Source organism: Sphingopyxis sp. BSN-002 (assembly GCF_022024275.1).
Taxonomy (GTDB): Bacteria; Pseudomonadota; Alphaproteobacteria; order Sphingomonadales; family Sphingomonadaceae; genus Sphingopyxis.
On sequence record NZ_CP091804.1, the window covers coordinates 1841599 to 1858416 of the forward strand.

A 16818-nucleotide genomic window follows, 5' to 3' on the forward strand; every position below is an offset into this window, starting at 1 on the left:
CAAAAACATAATGGAGAGAAAAATGAGCGATTCCCCCCGCGAACTGTCGGTGACCGCCCTCATCGACGCGGCGCCCGACAAGGTCTGGCAGGTGATGACCGAACGCATGGCCGAATGGTGGTGCCCGAAGCCGTGGACCGTCACACTCGACGAGATCGACCTTCGCAGCGGCGGCCGCTGCGCAATGACGATGCACGGTCCCGAGGGCGAGGCGATGCCCACCGACGGCATCTTCCTCGAGGTTGTGCCGGGCAGCCGCTTCGTCACGACCGATGCGGTCGTACGCGACGCCGGCGGCCGCCTCGCCGCGTCCGGCCCTTTCATGATCGGCGGCTGGGAAATCGAGCCCGAGGGCAGCGGCACGCGTTTCACCGGCTGGGCGCGCCACTGGACCGACGAGGCGCAGAAGCAGCACGAAGAGATGGGCTTCACCCCCGGCTGGGGCGCGGTCGCCGAACAATTGAAATCGCTTTGCGAGGCGGCGGATTAATCGCACCGTCGGGACGCGTCCCGCTGCGGGACGGCGTGCCATTACGGGGTTAACGCGTCGCTGACCCTGCCGCTTTGCCATTTGGTTATCGCGCCCGCGCGAAGGCGGACGCATGGTTTCGCCGTCCGCCTTCATTCGTACGCTGATCGTCGCCGCTTTCGCGGCGATCCTCGCGTTCGCACCGGCGCACGCGCAGCAGGTCGTCACCGTCACCACGACGGTGACCTGGACCTATGAAGATGCCGGGGACGAAGACTTCGGCACCGACGACGGCACCGGATATATCGACGAGAATGCCGCGCTGCTTGACGACGAAGGCCTCGCCGAAAGCGCCGACCTCGGCGCGACGCGGCGCTACGCGCCTTCCGCCACGCTCGCGACGCTCGGCCGCGCCAGGGCAAATTTCGGCCCCTTCGCGGTCGTCGACGATACGACGATACGCATGGCGGGCGACGTCACCTCGGCAACGCCGCGCCAGTTCGCCGCGATGATGGCGGCCTATCCGCATCTGAAGCGCCTCGAAATGGTCGACTGCCCCGGCAGCCTCGACGAGGAAGCCAACCTGATTCTCGCCCGCGCGATCCGCCGGGCGGGTCTGGAAACCGTCGTCCCGAGCGGCGGTTCGGTGCGGTCGGGTGCCGTCGAGCTCTGGCTCGCCGGAAGCACCCGCCGCGCCGCACCCGATGCCGAGTTCGGTGTCCACAGCTGGGCCGACGAGACCGGCCGCGAGGCGAACGACTATCCCGCGAACGATCCGGTCCATGCCGAATATCTCGGCTATTATCGCGAGATGGGCATGGACGACGCGAGGGCGCGCGCCTTCTATGCGCTGACCAACAGCACACCGTTCGACGACGTCCGCTATCTGACGCGCGACGACATGGCGCGCTTCGTCACCCTCAACTGAGGCCGCAACTGATTTAGCCTTGTAACACGCCGCGCGCGTCCCCAGATCGGGCCGCATGGCAAAGCGCAGCCTTTACCAGCGATTGCGACGAAATGCGCAGGTCCGCCTTGCGCTCTTCATCCTTGGCGTGCTGCTGATCGTCGCGTCGCCGATCGTCGGGATCCTCCCCGGCCCCGGCTTCATCATCCTGTTCCCGATCGGCCTCATGCTCTGCCTCCAGAACAGCGCATGGGCCAAACGCCGCTACGTCCGCTTCAAGCGCAGCCACCCCGGCTATGGCGAGCGGGCCGACCGGATCATGCGCCGGGTGAGCGCCGCGCGCCGCCGCGCGCGCGCTGCGCTGGAAACGCCAGATGGCGATTGACTTTCCGCCGACTCTTGCTTATCCGCGCCTCCAACAGTGGCCGCCCACGCTTGGCGGCCCTTTTCTGTTACAGCATTTGACGAGATCTAGGGAAAACCGCGATGAAGCGCACTTATCAACCGAGCCGCCTCGTGCGCAAGCGCCGTCACGGCTTCCGCGCCCGCAAGGCAACCGTCGGCGGCCGCAAGGTTCTGGCTGCCCGTCGCGCTCGCGGCCGCGCGAAGCTGTCGGCCTGATCGACGACGCTTCGTCGCCAGCCCCGCTGGTGCGAACGCTTTCAAAACGCAGCGAATTTCTGGCCGCAAACCGCGGCCTTCGCTTTCCCATGCCCGGCTTCGTCCTCCTTGTCCGCGTACGCGACGATGACGACGGTGAGCCGGGCATCGGCTTTACGGTCAGCAAGAAGGTCGGCAACGCCGTCACCCGCAACCGCATGAAGCGGCGCTTGCGCGCATTGGCCCGCGCCGCCCTGCCCGAATCGGGCATCGCCGGCGCCGACCATGTGCTGATCGGCCGCCCCGGCGGAAACGACATCGCCTTTGCCGAGCTCGGCGAGCATCTCGATTCGGCGCTGAAGCGCGCAGCGAAGAAACTGGCGGCGAAAGCTTCATGATCGCCCGCCTGCTCATCCTGATCGCGCGCGGCTGGCAACTCGGCCCGTCGCGCATCCTGCCGCCCACCTGCCGCTATGCGCCGTCGTGCAGCGAATATGCGATTGTCGCGCTGCGGCGCCATGGTGCGATCAAGGGTGGCTGGCTGGCGACAAAGCGGCTATTGCGCTGCCATCCTTGGGGCGGTCACGGCTACGACCCCGTGCCTTGAGCACGGCCTATCCCGACATTTTGAGACGAAGAGAGACCGAAGAGCGTGGACGACAAGCGTAACTGGATCACGGCAATCTTGCTGTCGGCGGCCATCCTGCTCGGCTGGAACTTCGTCGCGCAGAAATTCTTCCCGACGCCGAAAAAGCCCGACGTGACGACCACCGTCGCCGGGACGAGCGGCAGCGCGGCACCGGGGGCAATGCCGCCCGCGCCCAATCAGCAGGGCACCGCGGCGGCACCTGCCGCGCCTGCAGCGCCGACCGTACAGCCGGTCGAAACTGCCCTTGCCGCAAGCGCTCGCATCCCGATCCAGACCCCGACCATCCAGGGTTCGATCAACCTCGTCGGCGCGCGCATCGACGACATCACGCTCAGCAAATATCGCCAGACCATCAAGAAGGATTCGCCGCCGGTCCGCCTGTTCGCGCCCGCCGGCACCAAATCCGCCTATCTGGCGAGTGTCGGCTGGTCGGCGCAGCAGGGTATTGCGGTTCCCGGCGACAACACGCTGTGGACGGCGTCGGGTACCAGCCTTACGCCCGCCACGCCGGTGACGCTCAGCTGGTCGAACGCGACCGGCCAGACCTTTCGCATCGAATACAGCATCGACGACAAATATCTGATCACCGCCAAGCAGACGGTGGCCAACCAGAGCGCGGCGCCCGTTGCCGTCGGAAGCTACGCGCTGATCGACCGCCTCGGCAAGCCGACCCATCCGGAGGATCATGATTCGGTCACGATCCACGTCGGCCCGACCGGTTTCGTCGATGGCAAGTCCAACTTCGAATGGGACTATGACGACCTTGAAAAGAAGGACGACAAGACCGCGAAGTTCGCCTCGGCCGGCTGGCTGGGTTTCAGCGACAAATACTGGCTCGCCGCCGTAATCCCGGCGACCGGCGAAAAGGTGTCGGCGGAAATGAGCGCGATGAACGGCGACGTGTTCCGCACGATGTTCGCCCGCGCCAATCAGCAGATCGCCCCGAACACGCAGGTCACCAGGACGAGCCGCATTTTCGCGGGCGCGAAGGAAGTCAGCATCCTGTCGGCCTATCAGGACAAGGACGGCATTCCGCGCCTGTCAAACGCGATCGACTGGGGCTGGTTCGAATTTTTTGCGGTCCCGATCTTCAAGCTGCTCGACTGGCTGTTCAAGCAGGTCGGCAATTTCGGCGTCGCGATCATGCTGCTGACGCTGATCATCCGCCTGCTGATGTTCCCGATCGCGCAGCGGCAGTTCCATTCGATGGCGCAGATGCGCCTCGTCCAGCCGAAGATGAAGGCGCTGCAGGAACGCTATAAGGATGACAAGCCGCGCCAGCAGCAGGAGTTGATGAAACTCTACAAGGACGAGAAGATCAATCCGCTCGCGGGCTGTCTGCCGATCCTGATCCAGATCCCGATCTTCTACGCGCTGTACAAGGTTCTGATGCTGACGATCGAAATGCGGCACCAGCCCTTCGCGCTGTGGATCAAGGATCTGTCGGCGCCCGATCCGGCGCATTTCCTGAACCTGTTCGGCTATCTCGACTTCACGCCGCCGTCGCTTCTGGCGCTCGGGCCGCTTGCGCTGATCCTCGGCATCACGATGTTCCTGCAGTTCCGTCTGAACCCGCAGGCAACCGATCCGGTGCAGCAGCAGGTGTTCAAGATCATGCCGTGGATGTTCATGTTCATCATGGCGCCGTTTGCCGCGGGCCTGCTGCTTTACTGGATCACGAACAACTGCCTGTCGATCGCGCAGCAGCAGTTCATGTATCGCAAGTTCCCGCAGCTGAAGGCGGCCCCCGCGAAGTGAGCGAGATCGATCCGGGCGCAGAGGACAGGGAGGAACGGGCACGCAAGTTGTTTGCCGGCCCGATCGCCTTCCTGAAATCGGCGCCCGCCCTCCAACACCTTCCCGCACCGAGCGTCCCCGAAATCGCCTTCGCGGGCCGTTCGAACGTCGGCAAATCGTCGCTGCTCAACGCGCTGACGAACCGTAACGGGCTTGCGCGCACCTCGGTCACGCCGGGGCGCACGCAGGAACTCAACTATTTCGACGTCGGAGCGCCGCTGGTGTTCCGGCTCGTGGACATGCCCGGCTATGGTTTCGCCAAGGCCCCGAAGGATGTCGTCAAGAAATGGCGCTTCCTGGTGAATGATTACCTCCGCGGGCGGCAGGTGCTGAAGCGCACGCTGGTGCTGATCGACAGCCGCCACGGCATCAAGGACGTCGATCGCGAGGTGCTCGAGATGCTCGACGTCGCCGCAGTCAGCTATCGCCTCGTCCTGACCAAGACTGACAAGATCAAGGCGAGCGCGCTCGCCGAGGTCCAGGCCGCGGTCGAGGCCGAGGCGCGCAAGCACCCCGCCGCGCACCCCGAGGTGATCGCGACGAGCAGCGAGAAGGGCATGGGGATCGCCGAACTGCGCACCGCGGTGCTGGAAGCGGTCGAGAGTTGACCTTTCGCCTGCTCCCCGTGAAAGTCGGGGTCAGGGAGAATCCATGAAACTGTTCATCGGCAACAAGGCTTATTCGAGCTGGAGCCTTCGCGGGTGGCTTGCAACCAAGCATAGCGGCCTCCCTTTTGAGGAAGTCACCGTCCCGCTCTATGACGAGGACTGGTCGAACCGCCGCGAGGGCGACGAGTTCGCGCCGTCGGGCGGCAAGGTGCCGATATTGTGGGACGGCGAAGACATCGTCGTCTGGGACAGTCTGGCGATCATCGACTATCTCAACGAAAAGACCGGCGGCACCCGTGGCTACTGGCCGGAGGATATGGCCGCACGCGCGATGGCGCGGTCGATGGCGGCCGAAATGCATTCAAGCTTCGCCGCGCTCCGCCGAAACCACAGCATGAACATCCGTCGTATCTACCCGGCCGCCGAACTGGCGCCAGACGTGCAGGCGGACGTCGTGCGCATCATGCAGATCTGGGCCGAGGCACGCGCGCGTTTCGGCGGCGAAGGCGATTATCTGTTCGGCAACTGGTCGGCGGTCGACATCATGTTCGCGCCGGTGGTCACGCGCTTCGTCACCTATTCGATCCCGCTTCCGCGCTTCGCCATTCCCTATTGCCAGGCGGTCATCAGCCATCCGTGCATGCAGGAATGGATTGGCGGCGCGCAGGCCGAAGATTGGGTGATCGAGAAGTTCGAGGGGCCGGTTACCGACTGACAAGCTATCGCGTCGCTGAACGCTCCGTTCAGGACCGGTCGTCACCCTTCTGCTATCGAACCATGATGCCTCCCCTGCTCCTCTCCCTGATCACCGCCCTCGCCGTTGCCAGCCCTGTCGGCGCCAATCCGGCGTCGGCGCCCGACGCGAACAGCTGGGAAATCGGCCCGATCATCCGCGGCCGCAACTATTCGGTCGGCATGCCGCTCCATCCCGCCCCCTCACCCGGGGGCTGGTCGTTCGACTTTCCGGTCGGCAGCGCCGGGGCGGGGCACGTCCATTATGTTACTTTTCGCCCGGCGAGCATGGCAGGCAAGTCGCGTATCGTGGTGCGATACCGGATCGATGCCGAACGCGGCACACGCTTCGTGCCGCAGGCCAATCCGGACAGTCCTGCGCTCGTTTCGCTCTACTTCCAGCGCCGCGGCGATAGCTGGAGTGCCAAAGGGCGTTACAATTTCTATCGCTGGTATGCTCCCCTTGCGACCGCGCGCCCGTTGTCTACGGGCGTGCAGGAGATCAGCATCGCGCTAGACGACCCCGACTGGGTGTCGGTCATGGGCCCCAATGCGGGAAAAGCGCGAGCGGAGATGCGCGCCGCGCTCGCCGATCCAGACCGCGTCGGGCTCGTTTTCGGATCGGAGGAGGGCCGCGGCCACGGCGTCTTCGCAACGCAACCCGCGCGCTTCACGCTGCTGAGCTTCCAGATTCTCTGACCGTCAGGGAATTCGCCTCGTCGGATAAGGCGTGCCGTCCTTGTGGAAATAGCCATCGGGACCGAACAACATGTCGATGTCCGAATAGCCGCCGCCGGTGTCATATTTCTTCCCGCCGCCCAAGGCGACAAAGACGCAGTCGTCGTCCGATTCATTCACCAGATGATGGCCGTTGGTATTCCCTTTCGGCCACACGGCAATGTCGCCGGCGCGCATCGGCCAGCGGCCGTCATCCTCGATCAGCACCGCTTCGCCCGAGATCATGATCAGCATCTCGTCCTCGCCGTCGTGCCAGTGCCGCTGCGACGACCAGGCGCCGGGTTTCAGCACGACGTGGCTCGCCGCGAAATCGCTGATCCCCGTCGGCGGCGCGAGGCGACGATACCAGCGCCCCTGCACGGGCGCGTCATAGGGCGGGGGATAGCCGGTGGTGTTGGTCTGGGGGATGGCGTCGAGATCGAGTTTGGGCATGAACGGTCCCTTTTCTTTGTTCTGCCTTTGTTTCGCACAAAGCGCGCGCGCTGCAAAGCCTCGACTTGCGCGGGCGCGAGCGGGTAAGGGAACAGCATGACGCACAGCATCGACCCCGTCGAACTCGCGAAAGGCTTGATGGCCGCGCCGAGCATCTCGCCCGCCACCGGTTCGGTGTTCGACGTGCTGGAGGCGGCGCTGAAGCCGCTCGGCTTTACGGTCGAGCGCTTCATCGACGGGATCGAACCCGACGGGCCGGTCGAAAATCTGCTCGCCGTCCGCGAAGGCAAAGGTCCGAGACATTTCGGCTTCGCCGGCCACGTCGACGTCGTACCGCCGGGCGTCGGGTGGACGAGCGACGCCTTCGCGCCAGAGATTCGCGGCGACCTGCTCTATGGCCGCGGCGCGGTCGATATGAAGGGCGCGATCGCCAGCTTCGTTGCCGCCGCCGCCGCAACGCCTCCCGAAGCGGGAACGATCAGCCTGATCATCACCGGCGACGAGGAAGGTCCCGCGATCTTCGGTACCCGGGCGCTGATGGAACATATGGAAGGGCGCGACGTCCGTCCCGACATGATCGTCGTCGGCGAGCCGACGTCGGTGAACCAGCTCGGCGATATGGTGAAGATCGGGCGGCGCGGCTCGGTCAATATCTGGATCGACGTGCCGGGAACGCAGGGCCATGTCGCTTATCCGCACCTCGCAGACAATCCGATCCCCAAGCTCGTCAAGATCCTCGCGGCGATCGAGGCGGTCAGCCTCGACAGCGGCACCGACTGGTTCCAGCCGTCTAACATCGAATTCACCGACATCGAGGTCGGCAACGGCGCGACCAATGTGATCCCCGCATCGGCGCGCGCGCGGCTGTCGATCCGCTTCAACGACCGGCACCGCGGCGCCGATCTGGTCGCGATGGTCGAACGTCTCGCGCACGACGTCGAACCGCGCGCCAAGGTTCTGGGCAAGATTTCGGGCGAGGCCTTCCTGACCCCGCCGGGCGAATTGTCGGGGTTGGTCGCCGAGGCGATCCATGCCGAGACCGACATTCAGCCCGAAATGTCGACCACCGGCGGGACGTCGGATGCACGCTTCCTGCACGCGCTTTGTCCGGTGGTCGAATTCGGGCTGACCAATGCGACGATGCACAAGCTCGACGAAGCGGTTGCAGTCGAGGATCTGCACAAACTCGCCGCCATCTATCGCGGCATATTGATGCGCGCCTTCCTCTAATCCTCGCGGGGTCGGCGCAGGATCACATAGACCGCCCCGCCGCCGCCATGGCTGATATGCGCGGGGCGCAAGGCGACGATCCGGTCGGCGTAGGGCGATATCGAAAGCCATTCGGGAAGCGAGGCACGGATCGCGCCGCGCGGGCGTGGATCACCGTGCATCAGCGGCAAGCGGTCGGCACCGGGACGGAGGCGTCCCGCTACGACGAGCAGCACACGCGCCCCGCGGATCAGCGCACGGCCGATCGCGTCGTCGAGCAGAGCCTGCGCCGAGGCGAGGCTGTGGCCGTGCAGGTCGATGCTCATGTCGGGGCGGACGAGCCCCTTGCGCAGCCGCCGGTCCCAATGACCGTCGAGGGTCGAGCCGGCCCATGTCCGGCGCGGCGGCGGCAAGGGTGCGGGCGCGCGCGGCGCGGCAACCGTTGCGGTGCTGCGCGGCGTTGGCTTGGGCGGTTTGACCGTCGGCGGGGCTTTCGGCTCGAGCGGCAGAGGGCGCTTCGCGATCGGCTCGACCGTCGCTGCGACTTTCTTCCAGAGCGCCTTCTCTTCGGGGGCGAGCCGGCGGGCCACGTCAGCGACGCGGCGCGAGCCGCACGACGCTCGCGCGCGGCAGCAGCAGCAGCGCCGATCCGCGCCCCGACATGCCGCCAGCAATTGCGCGGGCATCATTGCCCGCCCCCCAGAAGCTGTCGAAGCGGTTGGCGCCCTTGATCGCACCGCCGGTATCCTGTGCGATCCAGAGCCCGTTGGGTTCGGCGCGATCGAGCGACAGAAACACCGGAGCACCAAGCGGAACATATTTGGGATCCGCGGCGACGCTCGCGCGGCCGGTGACCGGAACGCCCAGTGCACCGAGCGGTCCGGGGCCGGTCAGCTCGCGGAAGAAAACCCAGCTCGGATTCTCGTTCATCACCGCTGCGCCACGCACCGGGTCGGCGCGGAGATAATCGAGGATGCCCTGCATCGATGCCTGACCCGATTTGAGCTCGCCGCGGTCGAGCAGCAGCTTGCCGATGCCGACATAGTCGCGGCCGTTTTGCGTCTCATAGCCGATCCGCATGATCGAGCCGTCGGGCAAGCGAAGCCGTCCCGAGCCCTGCACCTGCAGGAAGAAGAACTCGGCGGCATCGGCAGCCCACGCGATCTCGAGACCGCGGTTCGCGAGCGCGCCGCTCTCGATCGTCTTGCGGTCGTAATAGGGCACGAAGTTGCTGCCATCGACCCGGCCGCGGACCTTCTTGCCCTGCAGATCCTTCGAGAAAAGGCCGAGGTCGACATCCAGCAGATCGGCCGGACGGCGATAGATCGGCACGTCGTAACCCGGCCGCGGCGTCCGTGAGGCCGCGATTTCGGGTTCGTAATAGCCCGTAACGAACGCGGTCCCCGTGCCGACCTGCACGGTTCCGAAATAACGGCTGAAAAAATTGGTCGCGTCGCGGTCGGCCCAGTCCTTCGCCGCATTGCAGCTTTCGGTCCATTCGGCGTTTTGCGTCAGCCCGCTCGCGTCGGCGCGACGAAGCAGCGACGGACAGCTGAGACGAAAGGCCTTGAGCGCGGCGGTCGCCTGTTCGGCCGATACGCCAAGCTCGTTATATTCGGGCCCGGCGATCACACCCGCTTCGGCGGCCGTGGTTGCCGTCGTCGGCGGTGCCGGTGCCGGGAGCACCGGGTTGGGCGTTGCCGGGATCGGCTTCGCCGCAACGACGCTGCCTGTTTCGGACGGACGCGGCGTATAGGGTCGCGGCGCCCCGGTTTGAGCGGGTGCGGGCGAAGGTCTTGTGGCGGGCGGCGCGGAGCCTGTCCGTGGGCCGCCGGCATCGGGAATCACGGACGAGCAGGCCGACAGCAGCGGCAGGGCGATCAAGGCTGCGATGCCAAGGGCGCGCACGCGGTTCAACCGGTGCCCCCGGTGCGTGACGCCCCCCTGCATCGGATCAGGCGGCTTCGGCTTCGTCGAGCAGCCAGTTGGGATCGTTGCTGCCAAGCTGGCGACGGAACGTCCAGTGATCGTCGGTCTGCGCGGCATCGCTCATCGAGCCCGAGATCAGCTTGCCGTCGGCATCGCGCGTGACGGCGCTGATGTCCGCCTGATAGCGCACCGTGATCCGCGCCTCGGTCCGGCTGAGTTCGACCGCGGTGATTTTCGCCGAATCGATGCCGATCAGACGGTTATCGAGCTTTTCGCCGCGCTTCTCGCGCGCCTCGATCGCTTCGACAAAGGCTTCGTAGCTGTCGTCGTCGCACAGGTCGCGGAGCGTATCCCGGTCGCCCGACCAGAAAGCCTCGAGGATCATGCGATAGGCAGCTTCGGCGCCTTCCATGAAGCGCCCGGCGTCGAACTGCCGGTCGGTCGCGAGCAGCTGGCGCAGCCCGATCTCGGCAGCGGGTTCGTACACAAGCCCGGCGCTGCTCGGCGCGGCCGACTGCGATCCGGACGGTGTCTCGCTATCGTCGAGACGCACCGGCGCTGTCGGGGAAGCGGCGCGATCGTCGCGGCGCGGCAGGACGGGCTCCTGTTCGTGCCCTGTCCGTTTGCCGAGCACCGAATAGAGTCGCATGCCCAGAAAGGCGGCGATCATGGCGAGCAGGACGATCGAAAAAGCAGTCACAGGCAAATATCCATTGCGGGCAATGATGAAGCGTCAACCCTAACATAGGGTATAGGCGCTCGCGATTCAAATCACCATGACCGCACGAGCACGGCAGGTCAACGATTCCTGCCCCCGACCGTTCCGTCGGCCCGCCCATTGTGCTGGCGGTTCGCCGCTGCTAAGCGCCGCGGCAAAGCTCCGCCATACGGCGGAACCGTCCCGATCCGATTTGAATGAAAGCAGACATCATGGCCGACGAGACCAGCACCGACATCAACACCGCCGCGCTGCCGAACGGCGAAGACACCGGCCCGGCCATCGGCCTGATCTCGCAATATGTGAAGGACCTGTCGTTCGAAAACCCGAACGCCCCGGCAGTCTATCAGTGGGCGACGGCACCCCAGGTCGACGTGCAGTTCAACATCGGCGCCGACAATGTCGGCGACAACCTGTATGAAGTTACGTTGAAGATCGACATTTCGTCGAAGTCGGACGAGGGCACCCAGTTCATCGTCGACATCAAATATGCCGGCCTGTTCGGTGTGCGCAATGTGCCCGACGACCAGCTTCAGCCTTTCTTCCTCGCCGAAGCGCCGCGCATCCTCTTCCCCTTCGCGCGCCGCGTCGTCGCCGATGTGGTCCGCGACGGCGGCTTCGCTCCGCTGTTGCTGGAACCGATCGATTTCCACGGCCTGTTCCTGCAGCAGGCGCAGCAGATCCAGGCCGAACAGGCCGGCGAAGTCGCACCGGTCGGCCAGGCGTAAGCTTCCTTCCGGGGGCAGGCGGAGGGATTGAGCAGCCTCATCAAAAGCGTGGGGACAATCGGCGGCCTGACAATGGTCAGCCGCATTTTCGGCTTCGCGCGCGATATGCTGCTCGCCCGCGTGCTCGGCGCGGGACTCGCCGCCGACGCCTTCCAGCTCGCCTTCACGCTTCCCAACACCTTCCGCCGCCTCTTCGCCGAGGGCGCCTTCTCGGTCGCGTTCGTGCCGATGTACAGCCGCGCGCTGCATGGAGAAGGGGGCGAGGAGGCCGCAGCGAAGTTTGCCGACGATGTGCTGTCGGTCTTCCTCTGGGTGCTGCTCGCCTTCTCCGCGATCATGATGATCGTCATGCCGGGGATCGTCTGGATCCTCGCGCGCGACTTTCAGGAGGTGCCGGGCAAGTTCGACTTTGCGGTGTTTCTCAGCCGCGTCACCTTTCCCTATCTGGCGCTCGTCAGCCTCGTCGCGATGCTCTCGGGACTGCTCAACGCGCGCTCGCGCTTCGCACCGGGCGCCTTTGCACCGGTTCTGCTCAACATCACCCTGATCGGCGGCATCCTGACCGGCTGGTGGCTGCGCGGCCCCGGCGGTGACGACCGGATCGTTGCCGAGGCGCTCGCCGCAGCGGTGAGCGTCGCCGGCGTTGTCCAGCTCGCCTATATGTGGTGGGCGGTCCGTCGCGCCGGACTGAAGCTCCACTGGCGCCTTCCGAAATTCACGCCCGAGGTGAAACGGCTGGGGATGCTGATCCTGCCGGCGACCTTCGGCGCGGGCATCTATCAGGTCAGCCAGTTCGTCGACACTTTCTTCGCGACCTCGCTGCCGCAGGGCTCGCTGACCTTGCTCAAGCTCGCCGACCGGCTCAACCAGCTCCCGCTCGGCATCGTCGGCATCGCACTCGGCACGGCGATCCTGCCGATGCTTTCGCGCCATATCCACAGCGGCGAGGCGGCCGAAGCCCAGCGACTGCAGGCCAATGCGTTCGAGATCGCAACGCTGCTCACCCTGCCAGCCGCCGCGGCGCTCGCGATCTGTGCTCCTGCTTTCGTCACCGCTTTCTTCGTCGGGGGCAAGTTTACCGAGGCCGACGGACTGATCATGGCACAGATCGTCGTCGCGCTGATCTGCGGGCTGCCCGCCTATGTGATCGTCAAGATATTGAACCCCGGCTTCTTCGCGCGCGAGGACACGCGCACGCCGGTGTGGACCGCGCTCGCCTCGCTGCTCGTCAACATCGCGATCAACCTCTATGTCGTCGAGCGCTATGGTATCGTCGGCTTGGCGGGCGCGACCGCGGTATCGGCGTCGATCAACTGCCTTTTGCTCTACACCGTGCTCCACCGCCGCGGCTGGTTCCATTTCACCGCGAAGCTCGCGGGCAAGATCGCACGCCAGCTGGTCGCGGTCGCGGCGATGGCGGCCCTGCTCTGGTATATGATGCCGCTGATGGAACCCTATTATGGCGGCAACGCGTTCGAGCGCATCTGGTCGCTGTTGATCCTCTGCGGCGCGGGCGGGGCAGTCTTTTTCGCCACCGCGTTCATCGTCGGCGCGCTTGACAAGGATCTGGTCGCCATGCTGACGCGGCGGCGCGCCAAACCGGCGCCAACCCAGGAGTAAGACATGCGGACGCTATCGGGCATCCAGCCCACCGGAAATTTGCACCTCGGCAATTATCTGGGCGCGATCCGCAACTGGGTGCGCATGCAGGACGATATGCCCGGCGAGAAGCTCTATTTCCTTGCCGACCTCCACGCGATCACGGTCCACAACGACCCCGCCGAGCTGACCGCGAACACGCGCGAAATGGCGGCGGCGCTGATGGCAGCCGGGATCGACCCCGAAAAGGCGATCCTGTTCAACCAGGCGCGGGTCCCAGCGCACGCCGAGCTTGCGTGGTTGCTGTTCTGCACAGCGCGCATCGGCTGGCTGAACCGGATGACGCAGTTCAAGGAAAAGTCGGGCAAGAACCGCGAGGGCGCGAGCGTCGGGCTTTACGCCTATCCGGTGCTGCAGGCTGCCGACGTGCTGCTGTACCAGACGACGCATGTTCCCGTCGGCGACGACCAGAAGCAGCATCTGGAGCTGGCGCGCGACATCGCGACGAAGTTCAACCTCGACACGGGGACCGAGACCTTCACCCTGCCCGAACCGACGATCCCGCCGACCGCCGCACGGCTCATGAGCCTGCGCGACGGCAGCGCCAAGATGTCGAAGTCGGACCCGAGCGATATGAGCCGGATCAATCTGGTCGACGATGCCGACACGATCATGGCGAAGATCCGCAAGGCAAAGACCGATGCCGAGCCGCTGCCGTCCGAGGCAGCCGGCCTCGAAGGGCGCGCCGAAGCGAAGAATCTCGTCTCGATCTATGCCGCGATGGCCGACGAAAGCGTCGATCAGGTGCTCGCACGCTTCGCGGGGCAGGGCTTCGGCGCATTCAAACCGGCGCTCGGCGAACTGCTTGTCGAGACGCTCCGCCCGATCGCAAACCGGCTGAACGAGCTCAAGGCCGATCCGGCGGCGATCGACGCCGCGCTGGAAGCCGGCGCCGCCCGCGCCGCGGCGCTGGCGAAACCGACCCTCGACGCGGCCTATGCAGCGCTGGGGCTTTGCCGTTAAGCCTTCGCCCTGGGTCAGAAATCTTGTTTATCGGTGCCGTCTTTCCCATATCGGGGGAGTGGAACCGTCGTGCGACGAAGCGGGTTCAACCAAGGTTAAGTCGCTTCGGCCTAGTCATGATATAAACGGCGGTGCGTGCCGATCCGAATCACGGAGCAAGACTATGAGCAAGATCACCTTCAAGCAGCTCGGCCTCGGCGCCCTGGCGGGCGCTGCGCTGGCGCTGGCGGGCTGCGCGACCCCGTTCAAGGCCGACGTCGCGCGCTTCCAGACGCAGCTTCCGGCGCCGCAGGGCCAGAGCTTTGCGATTGAGGCGGGCAACCCCGCGCTGCAGGGCGGCATCGAGTTCGGCCAGTACGCCAATCTCGTCGCGGGCGAGCTCACGCGCTACGGCTATCGCCCCGCTGCGAGCGGAGAGCGTGCCGACCTGATCGTCCGCATGGACTATGGCGTCGACAAGGGCCGCGAGCGGGTCGTTTCGACCCCCGGTTTCGATCCGTGGTATGGCGGTTATTACGGCCGCGGCTTCTATCGCCCGGTGGTCGTGACCGGCCGCGGCGGCCGCCGCTATGTCTACGGCTATCGCGATCCCTTCCTGTGGGGCGGCGGCTTCGGCCCGGGCTGGGGCGGCTATAACGACGTCAGCAGCTACACCGTCTATACGAGCGGCCTGAACCTGCAGATCAACCGTGCCGCAGACGGCTCGCGCCTGTTCGAGGGCCATGCCGAGGCGCAGTCGCGCGACAATAATCTGCAGACCATCGTTCCCAACCTCGTCGAGGCGATGTTCACGGGCTTCCCGGGCAATTCGGGCGAACGGGTGCGCATCACGGTGGCGCCGCCCGAAAAGGGCTGAGCGCCCCTCCAGAGCCAAGCAAAAGGCCCGCCATCCCCATCGGACGGCGGGCCTTTTTGTCTGTGCAAAACCCCGGGGACAAGCCCGGGATAAATCTGTGGATCAGCTGTTGAGACTGCGCCGGATCGCCGCGATCTCGGCATCGAGTTCGCTGTCGGCGACGCGCAGCGCCTCGACCGTGCGCACCGCGTGAATCACCGTCGAATGATCGCGTCCACCGAAGCGACGGCCGATTTCGGGGTAGGAACGCGGCGTGAGTTCCTTTGCCAGATACATCGCGACCTGGCGCGGACGCGCAACGGCGCGGACACGGCGCTTGGATGCCATTTCCGACTTGTCGAGCCGGTAATGGGCACAGACCGCACGCTGGATCTCGTCGATCGTGATCCGCGGGCGCGCGCTGCGGACATTCTCGGCCAGCCGGTCCTCGGCAAGCGCGAGATCGACCGTGGTCCCGGTGAGCGCGGCGTAGGCGAGCAGCTTGTTGAGCGCGCCCTCAAGCTCGCGGATATTGCGCGTGAAATGCTTGACCAGATAAGCGACGACATTGTCGGGCACCTCGACCATCGGCATCGCGGCGAGCCGCTGGCGGATGATGCGTTCGCGCAGATCATCCTCGGGCGCTTCGATATCGGCGACGAGCCCGCCCGACAGTCGCGACAGCAGCCGCGCCTCGACCCCGTCGAGCATCGCCGGCGGACGGTCGGCGGTGACGACCAGGCGCTTGCCCGCAGTCATCAGGTCGTCGATCGTGTGGAGCAGTTCTTCCTGCGTCGAATTCTTGCCGATCACGAATTGCAGGTCGTCGAGCAGCAGCAGGTCGGCGGCGCGCAGCCGCGCCTTGAACGCCATCATGTCGCCGCCGCGCATCGCGCCGACGAATTCGAGCATGAACTTCTCGGCCGACATCAGGATGATGTTGGCGGTCGGATGCGCCGCGGCATAATCCTGTGCGATCGCCTGGAGCAGGTGCGTCTTGCCCTGGCCGGTGCCCGAGCAGAGATAGAGCGGATTGAACTGCGGAGCCTCGACCATCGCCATCCGGCGTGCCGCGTTGGCTGCGAGGATGTTCGAGCGCGCGACGACGAAACGCTCAAACGACAGCCGCGGATCGAAACCGAGCAGTGCCGGGTTAGCCGCCGGCCGGGGAACCTCGAAGGCAGGCAGCGGCTGCGCCGACAGCGCCGTGGCCCGCTCTGCTGATGCAGCGCCACCGCGTACAGTCACCCCCCGCACATCGGGCAGATGCTGGCGCCATGCGAGTTCGAGCCGATCGCCGAAGCGTTCGTTGATCCAGTTTGCCGAAAAGCGGCTTGCCGTCTCGAGCGTGACGACGCCCGACAGCGAACAATAGTCGGCGAAGCGGACGGGTTTCAGCCAGTGATCGAAGGTGCGTGCGCCAAGGTCACGGCGGAGCCCTTCGGCGACGCGCGGCCAGAGCGCAGCGGCATCGCCGCTCACAACCCTGCTCCCTGCATCAAAACCATGCCGATCCCCGCTTTGCATCACGCCGTGTCGCCCCCTGTCGTCCCCCGTCCGATCCTTCGCGGCGACCGCTGCACACGCCGATCCGTCGAGCCTGTGCGAAGGCACAGCCATCCTGTCCCGGACAAAGCATCCGAAAGAGCGCGAATCATGTCGATGTGGCGGCCGCAGGCGAAGGCCGACGACACCTCTGTCTAGGCAGGGCGCGCCGAGTCGATCAAGACCACGACGTGTAAAAATACTGAAATAAAAATCTTGACTCGTACGGGGGGCTGGAAACGCGTTAGGCGCAGTTTTTCGCCATATTTTTCAATATTTTACTCGCGGATCAAATTGTGA

The 16818-nt window shown here is 65.5% G+C and carries 20 protein-coding genes; 15 read left to right on the forward strand and 5 right to left on the reverse strand.

What is annotated here, in order from left to right; all coding sequences use genetic code 11:
* Nucleotides 1-22: 22 nt before the first annotated feature.
* The 10 genes from L7H23_RS09100 (at nucleotide 23) to L7H23_RS09145 (ending at nucleotide 6461) form a co-directional block, all read left to right on the forward strand.
* On the forward strand, nucleotides 23-490 hold the full coding sequence (locus L7H23_RS09100) for an SRPBCC domain-containing protein (protein ID WP_237839051.1): 468 nt from the start codon (nucleotides 23-25) through the stop codon (nucleotides 488-490).
* 112 nt (nucleotides 491-602) lie between these two features.
* Complete coding sequence (locus tag L7H23_RS09105; RefSeq protein WP_237839053.1) at nucleotides 603-1397, forward strand: alpha/beta hydrolase; 795 nt, start codon at nucleotides 603-605, stop codon at nucleotides 1395-1397.
* A 55-nt stretch (nucleotides 1398-1452) separates the two neighbouring features.
* On the forward strand, nucleotides 1453-1761 hold the full coding sequence (locus L7H23_RS09110) for a PGPGW domain-containing protein (RefSeq protein WP_237839055.1): 309 nt from the start codon (nucleotides 1453-1455) through the stop codon (nucleotides 1759-1761).
* A 101-nt stretch (nucleotides 1762-1862) separates the two neighbouring features.
* The gene (rpmH, locus tag L7H23_RS09115) at nucleotides 1863-1997 is read left to right on the forward strand and encodes a 50S ribosomal protein L34 (RefSeq protein ID WP_037554958.1); all 135 of its coding nucleotides are present in this window, start codon (nucleotides 1863-1865) and stop codon (nucleotides 1995-1997) included.
* Nucleotides 1998-2026: 29 nt separating this feature from the next.
* A complete protein-coding gene (gene rnpA / locus L7H23_RS09120; protein ID WP_275671238.1) occupies nucleotides 2027-2374 on the forward strand; it encodes a ribonuclease P protein component in 348 nt (115 codons plus the stop codon).
* Entirely contained in the window at nucleotides 2371-2583 is a 213-nt protein-coding gene (gene yidD, locus L7H23_RS09125; RefSeq protein WP_237839059.1) for a membrane protein insertion efficiency factor YidD, read from the forward strand. The genes rnpA and yidD overlap by 4 nt, the downstream gene beginning before the upstream one ends.
* Nucleotides 2584-2628: 45 nt before the next feature.
* On the forward strand, nucleotides 2629-4383 hold the full coding sequence (gene yidC, locus L7H23_RS09130) for a membrane protein insertase YidC (protein ID WP_237839061.1): 1755 nt from the start codon (nucleotides 2629-2631) through the stop codon (nucleotides 4381-4383).
* Nucleotides 4380-5030 (forward strand): ribosome biogenesis GTP-binding protein YihA/YsxC, encoded by a 651-nt coding sequence (yihA, locus tag L7H23_RS09135; RefSeq protein WP_237839063.1) that lies wholly within the window; start codon nucleotides 4380-4382, stop codon nucleotides 5028-5030. Before yidC ends, yihA begins: the two co-directional genes overlap by 4 nt.
* A gap of 43 nt (nucleotides 5031-5073) precedes the next feature.
* Complete coding sequence (locus L7H23_RS09140) at nucleotides 5074-5745, forward strand: glutathione S-transferase family protein (RefSeq protein WP_237839065.1); 672 nt, start codon at nucleotides 5074-5076, stop codon at nucleotides 5743-5745.
* A 62-nt stretch (nucleotides 5746-5807) separates the two neighbouring features.
* Nucleotides 5808-6461 (forward strand): hypothetical protein, encoded by a 654-nt coding sequence (locus L7H23_RS09145; protein ID WP_237839067.1) that lies wholly within the window; start codon nucleotides 5808-5810, stop codon nucleotides 6459-6461.
* Between the two features lie 3 nt (nucleotides 6462-6464).
* Here L7H23_RS09145 and L7H23_RS09150 read toward each other — a convergent pair whose 3' ends face one another.
* Nucleotides 6465-6932 (reverse strand): cupin domain-containing protein, encoded by a 468-nt coding sequence (locus L7H23_RS09150; protein ID WP_237839069.1) that lies wholly within the window; start codon nucleotides 6930-6932, stop codon nucleotides 6465-6467.
* 96 nt (nucleotides 6933-7028) lie between these two features.
* On the opposite strand from L7H23_RS09150, the gene dapE reads away from it, so the two are divergent.
* The gene (gene dapE / locus L7H23_RS09155) at nucleotides 7029-8162 is read left to right on the forward strand and encodes a succinyl-diaminopimelate desuccinylase (protein ID WP_237839072.1); all 1134 of its coding nucleotides are present in this window, start codon (nucleotides 7029-7031) and stop codon (nucleotides 8160-8162) included.
* Here dapE and L7H23_RS09160 read toward each other — a convergent pair.
* Genes L7H23_RS09160 through L7H23_RS09170 form a run of 3 tightly spaced genes read right to left on the reverse strand, consistent with a single transcriptional unit; the run spans nucleotide 8159 to nucleotide 10770 of the window.
* Entirely contained in the window at nucleotides 8159-8731 is a 573-nt protein-coding gene (locus L7H23_RS09160) for a Smr/MutS family protein (protein WP_237839074.1), read from the reverse strand. The two genes, dapE and L7H23_RS09160, sit on opposite strands and share 4 nt — an antisense overlap.
* Before the next feature lies 1 nt (nucleotide 8732).
* Nucleotides 8733-10049 carry a murein transglycosylase A gene (locus tag L7H23_RS09165; RefSeq protein WP_237839189.1) on the reverse strand — a complete coding sequence of 439 codons (1317 nt, stop codon included), beginning with the start codon at nucleotides 10047-10049 and terminating at the stop codon, nucleotides 8733-8735.
* Between the two features lie 46 nt (nucleotides 10050-10095).
* Entirely contained in the window at nucleotides 10096-10770 is a 675-nt protein-coding gene (locus L7H23_RS09170; protein WP_237839076.1) for a Tim44/TimA family putative adaptor protein, read from the reverse strand.
* Between the two features lie 230 nt (nucleotides 10771-11000).
* Here L7H23_RS09170 and secB point away from each other — a divergent pair, with 230 nt between their 5' ends.
* The 4 genes from secB (at nucleotide 11001) to L7H23_RS09190 (ending at nucleotide 14994) form a co-directional block, all read left to right on the forward strand.
* Nucleotides 11001-11516, forward strand: coding sequence for a protein-export chaperone SecB (gene secB / locus L7H23_RS09175; RefSeq protein WP_237839191.1), 516 nt, complete (start codon nucleotides 11001-11003; stop codon nucleotides 11514-11516).
* A 27-nt stretch (nucleotides 11517-11543) separates the two neighbouring features.
* The gene (gene murJ, locus L7H23_RS09180; RefSeq protein WP_275671239.1) at nucleotides 11544-13136 is read left to right on the forward strand and encodes a murein biosynthesis integral membrane protein MurJ; all 1593 of its coding nucleotides are present in this window, start codon (nucleotides 11544-11546) and stop codon (nucleotides 13134-13136) included.
* 3 nt (nucleotides 13137-13139) lie between these two features.
* A complete protein-coding gene (gene trpS, locus L7H23_RS09185; RefSeq protein ID WP_237839078.1) occupies nucleotides 13140-14138 on the forward strand; it encodes a tryptophan--tRNA ligase in 999 nt (332 codons plus the stop codon).
* Nucleotides 14139-14301: 163 nt separating this feature from the next.
* Nucleotides 14302-14994 carry a DUF4136 domain-containing protein gene (locus tag L7H23_RS09190; protein WP_237839080.1) on the forward strand — a complete coding sequence of 231 codons (693 nt, stop codon included), beginning with the start codon at nucleotides 14302-14304 and terminating at the stop codon, nucleotides 14992-14994.
* Nucleotides 14995-15096: 102 nt separating this feature from the next.
* On the opposite strand, the gene dnaA is transcribed toward L7H23_RS09190, so the two are convergent.
* A complete protein-coding gene (dnaA, locus tag L7H23_RS09195) occupies nucleotides 15097-16455 on the reverse strand; it encodes a chromosomal replication initiator protein DnaA (protein ID WP_237839082.1) in 1359 nt (452 codons plus the stop codon).
* Nucleotides 16456-16818: the final 363 nt, after the last annotated feature.

Bases quoted from the DNA above. Each gene is read 5' to 3' on its own strand.
- trpS (WP_237839078.1), top strand. From the start codon at position 13,140: ATGCGGACGCTATCGGGCATCCAGCCCACCGGAAATTTGCACCTCGGC.
- L7H23_RS09145 (WP_237839067.1), top strand. From the start codon at position 5,808: ATGATGCCTCCCCTGCTCCTCTCCCTGATCACCGCCCTCGCCGTTGCC.
- secB (WP_237839191.1), top strand. From the start codon at position 11,001: ATGGCCGACGAGACCAGCACCGACATCAACACCGCCGCGCTGCCGAAC.
- dapE (WP_237839072.1), top strand. From the start codon at position 7,029: ATGACGCACAGCATCGACCCCGTCGAACTCGCGAAAGGCTTGATGGCC.
- L7H23_RS09105 (WP_237839053.1), top strand. From the start codon at position 603: ATGGTTTCGCCGTCCGCCTTCATTCGTACGCTGATCGTCGCCGCTTTC.
- L7H23_RS09190 (WP_237839080.1), top strand. From the start codon at position 14,302: ATGAGCAAGATCACCTTCAAGCAGCTCGGCCTCGGCGCCCTGGCGGGC.
- rpmH (WP_037554958.1), top strand. From the start codon at position 1,863: ATGAAGCGCACTTATCAACCGAGCCGCCTCGTGCGCAAGCGCCGTCAC.
- L7H23_RS09150 (WP_237839069.1), bottom strand. From the start codon at position 6,932: ATGCCCAAACTCGATCTCGACGCCATCCCCCAGACCAACACCACCGGC.
- L7H23_RS09100 (WP_237839051.1), top strand. From the start codon at position 23: ATGAGCGATTCCCCCCGCGAACTGTCGGTGACCGCCCTCATCGACGCG.
- L7H23_RS09140 (WP_237839065.1), top strand. From the start codon at position 5,074: ATGAAACTGTTCATCGGCAACAAGGCTTATTCGAGCTGGAGCCTTCGC.
- yidD (WP_237839059.1), top strand. From the start codon at position 2,371: ATGATCGCCCGCCTGCTCATCCTGATCGCGCGCGGCTGGCAACTCGGC.
- L7H23_RS09110 (WP_237839055.1), top strand. From the start codon at position 1,453: ATGGCAAAGCGCAGCCTTTACCAGCGATTGCGACGAAATGCGCAGGTC.